7 protein-coding genes, 5 tRNA genes and 3 rRNA genes are annotated in these 13,308 nt (G+C 42.4%); 3 read left to right on the top strand and 12 right to left on the bottom strand.

Features of this window, described 5'->3' with window-relative positions; translation table 11 throughout:
* Positions 1-23: 23 nt before the first annotated feature.
* From QQS40_RS08050 to wecA, 12 genes are all read right to left on the bottom strand, one after another.
* Entirely contained in the window at positions 24-566 is a 543-nt protein-coding gene (locus tag QQS40_RS08050; protein ID WP_128787396.1) for a Slp family lipoprotein, read from the bottom strand.
* Positions 567-586: 20 nt separating this feature from the next.
* Positions 587-1,297, bottom strand: a complete 711-nt coding sequence (gene tsaB / locus QQS40_RS08045) for a tRNA (adenosine(37)-N6)-threonylcarbamoyltransferase complex dimerization subunit type 1 TsaB (RefSeq protein WP_329504710.1) — start codon at positions 1,295-1,297, stop codon at positions 587-589.
* Between the two features lie 2 nt (positions 1,298-1,299).
* On the bottom strand, positions 1,300-3,222 hold the full coding sequence (yoaA, locus tag QQS40_RS08040; RefSeq protein WP_297569734.1) for a DNA repair helicase YoaA: 1,923 nt from the start codon (positions 3,220-3,222) through the stop codon (positions 1,300-1,302).
* Positions 3,223-3,342: 120 nt separating this feature from the next.
* Positions 3,343-3,458, bottom strand: a 5S ribosomal RNA gene (rrf, locus tag QQS40_RS08035).
* A gap of 142 nt (positions 3,459-3,600) precedes the next feature.
* A 23S ribosomal RNA gene (locus QQS40_RS08030) occupies positions 3,601-6,498 on the bottom strand.
* A 247-nt stretch (positions 6,499-6,745) separates the two neighbouring features.
* Positions 6,746-6,821 (bottom strand) — tRNA-Ala (locus QQS40_RS08025).
* 53 nt (positions 6,822-6,874) lie between these two features.
* Positions 6,875-6,951 (bottom strand) — tRNA-Ile (locus QQS40_RS08020).
* An 82-nt stretch (positions 6,952-7,033) separates the two neighbouring features.
* Positions 7,034-8,573 (bottom strand): 16S ribosomal RNA (locus tag QQS40_RS08015).
* The 16S, 23S and 5S rRNA genes sit together here with 5 tRNA genes alongside, the layout of an rRNA operon.
* 174 nt (positions 8,574-8,747) lie before the next feature.
* A tRNA-Pro gene (locus tag QQS40_RS08010) sits at positions 8,748-8,824 on the bottom strand.
* A gap of 23 nt (positions 8,825-8,847) precedes the next feature.
* Positions 8,848-8,923, bottom strand: a tRNA-His gene (locus QQS40_RS08005).
* A 30-nt stretch (positions 8,924-8,953) separates the two neighbouring features.
* Positions 8,954-9,030 (bottom strand) — tRNA-Arg (locus QQS40_RS08000).
* A 181-nt stretch (positions 9,031-9,211) separates the two neighbouring features.
* The gene (gene wecA / locus QQS40_RS07995; RefSeq protein ID WP_049365564.1) at positions 9,212-10,276 is read right to left on the bottom strand and encodes a UDP-N-acetylglucosamine--undecaprenyl-phosphate N-acetylglucosaminephosphotransferase; all 1,065 of its coding nucleotides are present in this window, start codon (positions 10,274-10,276) and stop codon (positions 9,212-9,214) included.
* Positions 10,277-10,397: 121 nt separating this feature from the next.
* Between wecA and hemL the strand changes: the two genes are divergently transcribed.
* The 3 genes from hemL (at position 10,398) to torC (ending at position 13,301) form a co-directional block, all read left to right on the top strand.
* On the top strand, positions 10,398-11,681 hold the full coding sequence (gene hemL / locus QQS40_RS07990) for a glutamate-1-semialdehyde 2,1-aminomutase (RefSeq protein WP_289902086.1): 1,284 nt from the start codon (positions 10,398-10,400) through the stop codon (positions 11,679-11,681).
* 290 nt (positions 11,682-11,971) lie between these two features.
* Positions 11,972-12,106 (top strand): hypothetical protein, encoded by a 135-nt coding sequence (locus tag QQS40_RS07985; protein WP_049368002.1) that lies wholly within the window; start codon positions 11,972-11,974, stop codon positions 12,104-12,106.
* Between the two features lie 19 nt (positions 12,107-12,125).
* Positions 12,126-13,301 (top strand): pentaheme c-type cytochrome TorC, encoded by a 1,176-nt coding sequence (torC, locus tag QQS40_RS07980; RefSeq protein WP_289902085.1) that lies wholly within the window; start codon positions 12,126-12,128, stop codon positions 13,299-13,301.
* The last annotated feature ends 7 nt before the right edge of the window (positions 13,302-13,308 follow it).

Here is a 13,308-nt window from a genome sequence, read left to right as displayed (position 1 = left end):
ATTTTCTTAATTTTATCATGTAGTTAATAGAGATAATAGCGAATTTCAGGCTCGCCATACCAATAATATGGTCTTCTACCGAAAAAGCCCCAATCATCCCACATATCATCTGGATAATAATAGCTTTGAGAAAGCTTCCAGACACGATAATGATTGGTTTGAATTACAGGGTAAGTGTAGCTTGCCTGATCAACCTTACCTTGTTCTGTTTTCAGTAAGGTGCCGCCAATTGTAATAAATTGGTCTTTTAAACTTTCAGGCTCAACAAAACCATCAAGATAAGTAATAAAACGTCCATTAGGTTGTTCATCAATCATGGGCTTTGCAGAGATTGAGTAAACTGGATAGCTTAATACTTCAATTTTAGTTTTATTCGGCAAGGCGTGTGCTGTTAATACTTTTCCGCCTAAACGAATTGATTTGCACTGACAACTATAATCACTCTGTTGAATTGAAGATAATGATTTTAAAGTAAACTGCTCTTTTTCCAGTCCTTTCGGTGCATTAACACATCCCACTAATGTGGTCGAAAGTGCGGTCAAAACTAAGACCGTTTTTTTATTCATCTTCAACTCCTTTTTGAAAATTATTCACGCCCAGGTAATTTTTTCCAAGTTACTTCATTACGCAAATAAACTGGTTCAATTTCTAAAGCGGATATGATTTTATTCTGAGCATAATCTGTTAAAGCAAGCTCAAGCATATATTGTGCAGAAGGTAAAATAATATCACTCCCTTCTAAATCACTGTCTTTAAATTGAGGATACGCTGCCCAACCTGTTCCGACTCGATAGGCGGTTAATTCTGAAAGCTGTTCAAGCACTTTTTCAGGTTCGCAAACTTGTTCTTCTATGACTGGATTCCATTGGAAAAACTCACCTAATTCTGACCGCACTTTTTCTCGTTTTACTTGAGAAAAATAAACTTCATTCATTCTCGCATCAATGGCAACTACCACATTTTCAGCTTGATGTAATTCAAATGCAGCCTGAGCCATTACTGTTAAATTTGATACCGCAATAACAGGTAAATCAGCACCAAATGCAAGCCCTTGAGCAATCCCTGCACCGACACGGACACCAGTAAAACTACCAGGACCACGTCCAAATGCTAACGCATCGACTTGCTTCAAATTGATACCTGAATTAGCGAGCAACTCATCAACCATTGGAAGAATACGTTTTGTGTGTGTACGTTGTGCTAATTCATCTAAATGTGTTTTTTCGCCTTTATGCCAAAGTGCAACTGAACAGGCTTCTGTTGAAGTATCAAGTGCTAATAAGGTGATATTTTTCATTATTAATCCATTTTCTCATTTTGTAAGAATTGTACCACTTTGTTGAGATCTCGGGTACGGGTTGAATTAGGTAAACTTTTTAGAAAGGTTTCGCCGTAATTTCGCATAACAAGACGATTATCACAAATAATTACCGCACCACGATCTGTCACATCTCGAATTAGGCGTCCTACACCTTGTTTCAGCGTAATAACCGCTTCAGGGATCTGTATATCATTAAATGGATCACCACCTTGTAATCGGCAATCTTCAATGCGCGCTTTTAGTAAAGGTTCATCTGGTGCAGTAAAAGGCAATTTATCAATAATGACTAATGATAGCGCATCACCACGGACATCCACACCTTCCCAAAAGCTCGAGGTTGCAACTAGCACGCTGTGGGTTTCATGAATAAATTGTTCGAGTAATTTGGCTTTAGGCATTTCACCTTGTAATAAGATAGAAAGCTCACTATTTTCTCTAAAATACTCTGCCAAGCCTCTCATCATTAAATAAGAAGTACAAAGCACAAAGCATCGTCCTTTATTCGCTTCAATGATAGGCAATAACATTTCACCAAGAGATTGTAACGTATTATTTTGATTTGTTGCTGGTAAATAGCGTGGCACGCAAAGTAGCGATTGATTAGGATAATCAAAAGGACTGTGAAGAATTTTTTGTTCTGCTTGCTCAATACCAAGTCGCTGACAGAAATGATTAAAAGTGCCACCGACTTCAAGCGTGGCGGAGGTGAAAATCCAAGCTGCTTCTTTATTATTTAGCTGTTCGCCAAATTTATCTGCAACAGTAAGTGGCGTAATATGCAAACCAAATTGTCTCCCCATACTTTCGTACCAATAACAATAGCCAACAATGGCCGTATCACAAAGACGAATTAATTGATTCTTGATACTTTCAGTGCGTTCAAAAATACTATCCAAAGTCTGAGAGCGACCTAATGCAATCTTGATCACTTCAGAAAGAAACTCAATTTTTTCTTGTAATAATTCAACCGATTTTTTAACCGCACTTTGCTTAAATAGCTCACGCCAATTTCCTCGCTGATTTCCTTCCCCAAGAAGAAGGCGAAAATCCTGAATAACTTTAAGCAATGTATCTGCAGTAGTGCCAAGCTGCGGCATATCTTTCAATTCTGTTCGATAAACAATATTGATATCTTTACATAAATCAAATAGCTGGCGAGAAGTTAATGATTGACTAAAATACTGGCTTGCAATATCGGGAAGTTGATGTGCTTCGTCAAAGATGATGACTTCTGCATTGGGAATAAGCTCACCAAAGCCACTTTCTTTTACCGCCATATCAGCAAAGAAAAGATGATGATTTACTACGACAAGATCCGCATTTAGCGCTTTTTTACGAGCTTGTGCAACATAGCATTCAGCGTAGTTAGGACAATCTGTTCCTAAACAACTTTCTGCCGTACTCGTCAATTGAGGCAAAATTGGGCTATCTTCAGCCAATTCAATACATTCAGTCAAATCACCTGTTTTCGTCGCATTATTCCATTTTCTTACTTTACTTAAATCGGCTAAAACAGATTTATCCCCAAGCACACCTTGAGCGATAACCTGATCCAGTCGTTCCAAACATAAGTAATTAGATCGCCCTTTCAATAATGCAATTTTTCCAGAATAATTTAAGGCTTTTTTTATGGCAGGTAGATCTCTTGAAAAGAGTTGATCTTGTAGATTTTTAGAGCCGGTTGAAATAATCGTTTTCTTTCCTGCAATAAGTGCTGGTGCTAAATAAGCAAAAGTCTTTCCAGTACCCGTTCCAGCTTCTACAACAAGCGGTTGCTTATTTTGAATAGCATATCCTACAGATTGAGCCATTTCGAGCTGTTCTGCTCGAGGCTTAAATCCTTTGATATTCTTACTCAATTCACCATCACTGGAAAAAATCTTACTTATCTGTTTTTTCATAATTATTACTATCTAGAAATAGGTGAGATTTTATCATTATTAAACTCATTTATATATGAATTCTAATGTTTTATATAAAACAAAACCCCAAGCCATTCAGCTCGGGGTTCTATATTCACTACCTGGCGGTGTCCTACTCTCACATGGGGAAACCCCACACTACCATCGGCGCATCGGCGTTTCACTTCTGAGTTCGGTATGGGGTCAGGTGGGACCACCGCTCTATCGCCGCCAGGATTATTCCTTTAATAACTTTTCTATTTCTCTCTGCTCCGCTATCTCTAGCGCTCACAACCAAACAAGCTGATTCAACTTTAAAACTTTCTTCTTCTCTGAGTTTGTTTTGTTTACCCAACACCCAAAACCCTTGAGCGTTGTATAGTTAAGCCTCTCGGGCAATTAGTACAGGTTAGCTCAACGGCTCACACCGCTTACACATCCTGCCTATCTACGTCTTAGTCTTAAACAACCCTTACAGATTTATAATCTGGGAGAACTCATCTCTTGGCAAGTTTCGTGCTTAGATGCTTTCAGCACTTATCTCTTCCGCACTTAGCTACCCGGCAATGCGTCTGGCGACACAACCGGAACACCAGTGGTGCGTCCACTCCGGTCCTCTCGTACTAGGAGCAGCCCCAATCAATTCTCCAACGCCCACGGCAGATAGGGACCGAACTGTCTCACGACGTTCTAAACCCAGCTCGCGTACCACTTTAAATGGCGAACAGCCATACCCTTGGGACCTACTTCAGCCCCAGGATGTGATGAGCCGACATCGAGGTGCCAAACACCGCCGTCGATATGAACTCTTGGGCGGTATCAGCCTGTTATCCCCGGAGTACCTTTTATCCGTTGAGCGATGGCCCTTCCATTCAGAACCACCGGATCACTATGACCTACTTTCGTACCTGCTCGACTTGTCTGTCTCGCAGTTAAGCTTGCTTATACCATTGCACTAACCTGACGATGTCCGACCGTCATTAGCAAACCTTCGTGCTCCTCCGTTACTCTTTGGGAGGAGACCGCCCCAGTCAAACTACCCACCAGACACTGTCCGAGACCGCGTTTCGCAATCTTCGTTAGAACATCAAACGTTAAAGGGTGGTATTTCAAGGTCGACTCCAACAATACTGGCGTATCATCTTCATAGTCTCCCACCTATCCTACACATCAAAATTCAATGTTCAGTGTCAAGCTATAGTAAAGGTTCACGGGGTCTTTCCGTCTAGCCGCGGGTACACCGCATCTTCACGGCGATTTCAATTTCACTGAGTCTCGGGTGGAGACAGCCTGGCCATCATTATGCCATTCGTGCAGGTCGGAACTTACCCGACAAGGAATTTCGCTACCTTAGGACCGTTATAGTTACGGCCGCCGTTTACTGGGGCTTCGATCAGGAGCTTCTCTTTCGATTACACCATCAATTAACCTTCCAGCACCGGGCAGGCATCACACCCTATACGTCCACTTTCGTGTTTGCAGAGTGCTGTGTTTTTAATAAACAGTTGCAGCCAGCTGGTATCTTCGACCGGTTCAACCTTCGCCCGCGAGGGACTACAATCTACGCCGGCGCACCTTCTCCCGAAGTTACGGTGCTATTTTGCCTAGTTCCTTCACCCGAGTTCTCTCAAGCGCCTGAGTATTCTCTACCTGACCACCTGTGTCGGTTTTCAGTACGGTTTAGTAAAGCCTGTCGCTTAGTGGCTTTTCCTGGAAGTGTGGTATCGGTTACTTCAGCTCCGTAGAGCCTCGTCATCATCTCTCAGTGTTAAGGAAGTTCGGATTTGCCTAAACTTCCCACCTACCAACTTAAACGCACATATCCAACAGTGCGATAACCTAACCTGCTCCGTCCCCACATCGCAGCTTTACCAAGTACAGGAATATTAACCTGTTTCCCATCGACTACGCTTTTCAGCCTCGCCTTAGGGGCCGACTCACCCTGCCCCGATTAACGTTGGACAGGAACCCTTGGTCTTCCGGCGAACGGGTTTTTCACCCGTTTTATCGTTACTTATGTCAGCATTCGCACTTGTGATACGTCCAGCATGCTTCTCAACACACCTTCATCCGCTTACACAACGCTCCCCTACCCAACAGTATTGCTACTGATGCCGCAGCTTCGGTGCTATATTTGAGCCCCGTTACATCTTCCGCGCAGGCCGACTCGACTAGTGAGCTATTACGCTTTCTTTAAATGATGGCTGCTTCTAAGCCAACATCCTAGCTGTCTAAGCCTTCCCACTTCGTTTCCCACTTAATATAGACTTTGGGACCTTAGCTGGCGGTCTGGGTTGTTTCCCTCTCCACGACGGACGTTAGCACCCGCCGTGTGTCTCCTGAGTATCACTCTTCGGTATTCGTAGTTTGCATCGGGTTGGTAATCCGGGATGGACCCCTAGCCGAAACAGTGCTCTACCCCCGAAGGTGTCCGCTCAAGGCTCTACCTAAATAGATTTCGGGGAGAACCAGCTATCTCCCGGTTTGATTGGCCTTTCACCCCCAGCCACAAGTCATCCGCTAATTTTTCAACATTAGTCGGTTCGGTCCTCCAGTTAGTGTTACCCAACCTTCAACCTGCCCATGGCTAGATCACCGGGTTTCGGGTCTATACCTTGCAACTAGACGCCCAGTTAAGACTCGGTTTCCCTTCGGCTCCCCTATTCGGTTAACCTCGCTACAAAATATAAGTCGCTGACCCATTATACAAAAGGTACGCAGTCACCCTTAAAGGGCTCCCACTGCTTGTACGTACAAGGTTTCAGGTTCTATTTCACTCCCCTCACCGGGGTTCTTTTCGCCTTTCCTTCACAGTACTGGTTCACTATCGGTCAATCAGGAGTATTTAGCCTTGGAGGATGGTCCCCCCATCTTCAAACAGGATATCACGTGTCCCGCCCTACTTGTCGTTAGCTTAGTACCATGACCTGGACTTCGAGTACGGGGCTATCACCCTGTGTCGCTAAGCTTCCCAGCTTGTTCCTCTGTCTCTGTCATTATCACTAACAGGCTCCTTCGCGTTCGCTCGCCGCTACTAACGAAATCTCGATTGATTTCTTTTCCTCGGGGTACTTAGATGTTTCAGTTCTCCCGGTTTGCCTCACTTACCTATGTATTCAGTCAGTGATAGTAGATTCTTCATCTACTGGGTTTCCCCATTCGGACATCTTGGATTAAACGCCTCTTATCGACTCATCCAAGCTTTTCGCAGATTAGCACGTCCTTCTTCGCCTCTGATTGCCAAGGCATCCACCTTGTACGCTTAGTCACTTAACTATACAACCTCAAAAATTCTTGATGTTGTGTTTTCAACTAAACACTTGATTGCTTTTGTTCAATCAAGATTTTATTCTTACTCAGACTTTTTCTTATCCTTAAAGGACTTGAAAGTCTCTTCAGTTTTTCAGCTTGTTTCCTGGTTGTTAAAGAACAGAAATAAATAACATTTTCAGTTATCATCGTTAAATAAACTCATTAAAGCATTTTAAGCATTAAATCAGTCAATTTACTTAACGATGATAAGTGGTGGAGATAAGCGGGATCGAACCGCTGACCTCCTGCGTGCAAGGCAGGCGCTCTCCCAGCTGAGCTATATCCCCATATCATCGTTTATTTACCACCCTATTCACCTTCATCACTCACTCAGTTTGAGTGGTGGGTCTGAGTGGACTTGAACCACCGACCTCACCCTTATCAGGGGTGCGCTCTAACCACCTGAGCTACAGACCCAAGGGAATAACGGCTTTCTGCTCGATATTGTCTACAATATATCAATCAATCTGTGTGGACACTTATTGTCTCTCATTTTTAGTAAGGAGGTGATCCAACCGCAGGTTCCCCTACGGTTACCTTGTTACGACTTCACCCCAGTCATGAATCATACCGTGGTAAACGCCCTCCAAAAGGTTAAGCTATCTACTTCTGGTACAACCCACTCCCATGGTGTGACGGGCGGTGTGTACAAGGCCCGGGAACGTATTCACCGCAACATTCTGATTTGCGATTACTAGCGATTCCGACTTCATGGAGTCGAGTTGCAGACTCCAATCCGGACTTAGACGTACTTTGTGAGATTCGCTCCAGCTCGCACTCTCGCTTCCCTCTGTATACGCCATTGTAGCACGTGTGTAGCCCTACTCGTAAGGGCCATGATGACTTGACGTCATCCCCACCTTCCTCCGGTTTATCACCGGCAGTCTCCTTTGAGTTCCCGACCGAATCGCTGGCAACAAAGGATAAGGGTTGCGCTCGTTGCGGGACTTAACCCAACATTTCACAACACGAGCTGACGACAGCCATGCAGCACCTGTCTCAGAGTTCCCGAAGGCACCATTCCATCTCTGGAATGTTCTCTGGATGTCAAGAGTAGGTAAGGTTCTTCGCGTTGCATCGAATTAAACCACATGCTCCACCGCTTGTGCGGGCCCCCGTCAATTCATTTGAGTTTTAACCTTGCGGCCGTACTCCCCAGGCGGTCGATTTATCACGTTAGCTACGGGCGCCAAACTCAAAGTTCAACCCCCAAATCGACATCGTTTACAGCGTGGACTACCAGGGTATCTAATCCTGTTTGCTCCCCACGCTTTCGCACATGAGCGTCAGTACATTCCCAAGGGGCTGCCTTCGCCTTCGGTATTCCTCCACATCTCTACGCATTTCACCGCTACACGTGGAATTCTACCCCTCCCTAAAGTACTCTAGACTCCCAGTCTGAAATGCAATTCCCAGGTTAAGCCCGGGGCTTTCACACCTCACTTAAAAGTCCGCCTGCGTGCCCTTTACGCCCAGTTATTCCGATTAACGCTCGCACCCTCCGTATTACCGCGGCTGCTGGCACGGAGTTAGCCGGTGCTTCTTCTGTAGTTAACGTCAATTGGCTAGCCTATTAAACTAACCACCTTCCTCGCTACCGAAAGAACTTTACAACCCGAAGGCCTTCTTCATTCACGCGGCATGGCTGCGTCAGGGTTGCCCCCATTGCGCAATATTCCCCACTGCTGCCTCCCGTAGGAGTCTGGGCCGTGTCTCAGTCCCAGTGTGGCTGGTCATCCTCTCAGACCAGCTAGAGATCGTCGGCTTGGTGAGCCTTTACCTCACCAACTACCTAATCCCACTTGGGCTCATCCTATGGCATGTGGCCCGAAGGTCCCACACTTTAATCTTTCGATATTACGCGGTATTAGCTACAGTTTCCCGTAGTTATCCCCCTCCATAAGCCAGATTCCCAAGCATTACTCACCCGTCCGCCACTCGTCATCAAAGAAGCAAGCTTCTCTATGTTACCGTTCGACTTGCATGTGTTAAGCCTGCCGCCAGCGTTCAATCTGAGCCATGATCAAACTCTTCAATTCAAGTTCAATCGCTCAATACTGCTGACATAAAATGTCACTACTTAATAAAGTATAATGAATTTCTAGTTAGCACCTATTAAGACTTCAAAATTAAAAAATATTTTTAAAACAAGTCAATCAACAAGTGCCCACACAGATTGTCTGATACATTGTTAAAGAGCAAAAAAAATAAATTGGTCGGCGAGATAGGATTTGAACCTACGACCCACTGGTCCCAAACCAGTTGCGCTACCAAGCTGCGCTACTCGCCGTCAGATTTCTCAACCAAGAGAAATGGGGTGGCTAATGGGATTCGAACCCACGACAACTGGAATCACAATCCAGGGCTCTACCAACTGAGCTATAGCCACCATTGATTTGTTGTTCATCGCATTGACTTCTGGCGCGCTCGACAAGATTCGAACTTGCGACCTTTGGCTCCGGAGGCCAACGCTCTATCCAACTGAGCTACGAACGCGTTACTGCGTCGTTGCGGGGCGTATATTAATGATTTACAAATATCTTGTCTAGCACTTTTTTGAAAAAAAATATCAAAAGATAAATTTTTGTTCAATTTGTATAGAATTTATTATGCATTCGTTTATTTTTAATGCTAAAACGTAAAAAAGGATAGCAAATTGCTATCCTCTTTATTTCATTTATTGCTTGTTACGACGTGCGCGACGTTTCATTCTTCGTACCCAACGGGTGATTTTCCATGCTTTTGTAATTGAATAAGCATAAAGGAAGAATAATACAATAAACGCAATAAACATTGCCCATTCATTAATATAGAAGACTTCGCCTAAAATCCCGATTGTGGCACAAATGGCCGCAAAGAAAGTAATTAATAAAAAGGCTTGGCGAGAGGTTAATCCAGCACGAACCATTAAGTGGTGTACGTGTAAGCGATCCGGGCGGAATGGACTTTTTCCTTTGCGTAAACGGCGATAAATGATGGCCACCATATCAATTAAAGGAACAGCAATAATCCAAAGTGCGGTCACTGGATTCATCGGATGTCCTTTTCCTTGCGTACTTAAAAGTAGAATCCAAATAATCGTAAAGCCGATTAAAGTACTTCCTGCATCGCCCATGAACACTTTATATTTTGGTCCGAACGGAATCCCTAAGTTTAATAATAAGTAAGGCAGAATCGCGACAATTAAACCAAAACTCCAATATGCCATATCCATTTGTCCATCACGGAACATCAAGATACCAATAGCAGCAAATGAAACAATAGACAACCCACCTAGCAATCCATCAATACCATCAATCATATTAAAGGCGTTAATAATTGCGATCGTGGCAAATACGGTAATAATCAATCCGATAGAACCAAGCGTTAATTGGAACGGCCCGAGAATTTGGCCTAAATGATCTAAATAAACATTACCTAAATCGATCATTAAAATCGCAAGAACCGCTTGAATCCCTGCACGTAAGAAAGGGCTAATATCAAAGCGGTCATCTAAGATACCGATTGCGAGTAGAATAAAGATACTGAATATATAAAGATAAGGTAAACGAAGTTGATCCCACTCCATTAAATAATAGCAAAGGTTTCCCATAAAAAGAGAAACACCGCCAATCAGTGGGATCGCACCTTGGTGACGCTTACGATAATTTGGTTTATCAACCAAGCCAATTTTATTCGCAATTGGTCGCATCACAATCAAGGTTAAAAATGCCCCTAAGAAAGTTACAATAAGACTTAGCATAGTTTTTATCCTAAAAATTTTTTTGCAAAGGATAACATAAAGAAAAATCAGCACACAAAGATTTTTCTCAAATTCAGTTTTTTAGTACAATATGCTTACTATTAATATAAGGATTCAAATCATGACAAAATCAACCGCACTTTTCTCTCGTGCACAAGAAGTTATTCCTGGTGGCGTAAACTCTCCTGTTCGTGCCTTTAAAGGCGTAGGTGGTACACCTGTATTCATTCAAAAAGCCAAAGGCGCTTATATTTACGATACTGAAGGCAAACAATATATCGATTATGTGGGTTCTTGGGGGCCTATGATTTTAGGTCACAACCACCCTGCTATTTTAGATGCTGTATTAAAAGCAGCGGAGAATGGTTTAAGCTTTGGTGCACCAACCCCCTCTGAAATTGATTTAGCGGAATTAGTCTGTGAAATTGTGCCATCTATTGAAATGGTTCGTATGGTAAGTTCAGGTACTGAAGCAACCATGACAGCAATCCGTCTTGCGCGTGGTTATACAAATAGAAGCAAAATCTTAAAATTTGAAGGTTGTTACCACGGCCATTCTGATTCACTTCTAGTAAAAGCAGGATCGGGGGCGTTAACACTTGGTCAACCAAGCTCACCAGGTGTGCCTGAAGATTTTGCAAAACATACATTAACAGCAGAATATAACAATCTTGATTCTGTTAAAAAATTATTTGAAGAATTTCCTAACGACATCGCTTGTGTGATTATTGAACCTGTCGCAGGCAACATGAACTGTATTCCACCAAAAGAAGGTTTCTTACAAGGCATTCGTGAAATTTGTGACCAATATGGTGCACTTTTCATTATTGATGAAGTCATGACGGGTTTCCGTGTTTCACTTGCAGGTGCACAAGCTTATTATGGAGTCACACCAGATCTCACTACATTAGGGAAAGTCATTGGCGGCGGTATGCCTGTTGGTGCAGTGGGTGGTAAAAAAGTGATTATGCAACACCTTGCACCGACCGGTCCGGTTTACCAAGCGGGTACCCTTTCTGGTAACCCGATTGCAATGGCGGCAGGTTTAGCCTGTTTAACTGAATTGAAAAAAGCAGGTAACGAGCAACACCTTGCAGAATTAACCACAAAACTTTGTGATGGCTTAAAAGCATTAGCTCAAAAACATAATGTGCCATTTGTGATTAATCATGTAGGCGGCATGTTTGGCATTTTCTTCACTGACCAAAAACAAGTTACCTCTTATGCAGAAGTCATGAAATGTGATACCGAAAAATTCAAAGTGTTCTTCCATAAAATGCTCGATCAAGGCGTTTATTTTGCGCCTTCTGCTTTTGAAGCGGGCTTTATGTCTTTAGCACATACAAATGAAGACATTGAAAAAACGCTTGCTGCCGCTGATATTGCATTTGCAGCAGTGGCTTAAAATATAAAAGTGCGGTTAATTTTCACCGTATTTTAGCCAAACTAATGAAGTGCTGATTTTTATAGAAAATCAGCATTTTTTATTTTCTCAACTATCCCTTCTCTGCTCTAAAAACACTTAAAGTATAAAAAAACGTCTTTTACCCAAAAGAAGGATGCAAATTCTATTTAATCAATAAAGTTTGATATAAATCACTTTTTTTTCACTAGCGTATGATAATATTGCCCGCTAATTAAAAATAAGTATGTAAATATGAACATATAGGGGGGGGAGCGATGAATCAATCATCAATGAGAAGCGATATCTCAAAATTACTACTTTTATTATTTATTATTTTACCTTTAGGTATGGCAATGAGTGTGGGGTTATATGGCTTTATTGTCTGGTTCTTACAATTATATGTAATTGGTTTACCAACCGCTTAGTCAATATAAGGAGCCAAAAATGAAAAAACAAATAAAGTCATTTTTTCTGAAACCATCTAACCGAATTGGACTTGGTGTACTCGTTACGCTTGGTTTTATAGCAGGTGCAATTGCTTGGCAACAATTTAATAATGTCATGGATGCGACAAGCACAGAAGAGTTTTGTGTGAGTTGCCATTCAATGGAAACACCTCTTGAAGAACTTAAACAAACTGTACATTGGAGCAATAACAGTGGCGTACGTGCAACCTGCCCTGATTGTCACTTGCCACATGACAAAACCGCAAAATATGCACGTAAAATGCAAGCAAGCCGCGAAGTATTGGCAGAATTGAGCGGTAAATATAATGAAGAAGGCTCTTTTGAAGAACATCGCGCAGAAATGGCAGAACGCGAATGGGCGAGATTTGCTGCAAATGGCTCTAAAGAGTGTAAAAATTGCCATAGTTACGATCGCATGAACTTTGAAAAAATGTCTAAAGCGGCACAAAAAGCCATGAAACCAGCTGCAGAACGTAATCAAAGCTGTGTCGATTGTCATAAAGGTATCGCTCACCACTTACCAGCTAAAAAAGCAGATGCTGGCAACACATCTAAATTTGAAGCATTCGTAGTGAGTGATATTAAACCATCTCAACAATACTATGCGAAAGCCATTGTGCCATTATTTGCAGATGAATCGTTGACTCAAAATATCGGTCATCTCGAAACAGCCGCTCCAGTTAATGCAGTAAAATCCACCGATAAAGGTGATCTTGTTGAATTGGTGATGTGGCGTAAAGACAAAGGATTTGGACGCATTTGGTATAACCAATTTGGTAAAAATATTACTGATGCGGTATTAACAAAAGAATTTATGCAGTCTGAACCGCAATATACCGTCTTAGAAACCAAAGAAGATCCATTAACGGGCTTAACTTGGCAAAAAGTGAAATTACCGGTATGGATTGCAAAAAATCAATTAATTAGCGATGTAAATACCGTATGGGAAGCGGCAGAAAACGTTTATAAAACACAATGTAGTACTTGTCATAGACAGCCACATGTTGATCATTTTGATTCCAACACCTGGATTGGTCTATTTAAAGGAATGGTTGGTTTCACAAATATTGATGAAGCAACCAGTAAAGAAGTCCTACGTTATTTACAATTACATGCTTCAGATACCGCACCTAAGAAAGAAGAAGGAAAATAGGAGATAT

This window comes from Haemophilus parainfluenzae (assembly GCF_036288925.1).
Classification (GTDB): domain Bacteria; phylum Pseudomonadota; class Gammaproteobacteria; order Enterobacterales; family Pasteurellaceae; genus Haemophilus_D.
This window is presented reverse-complemented; position numbering and strand designations above follow the sequence as displayed.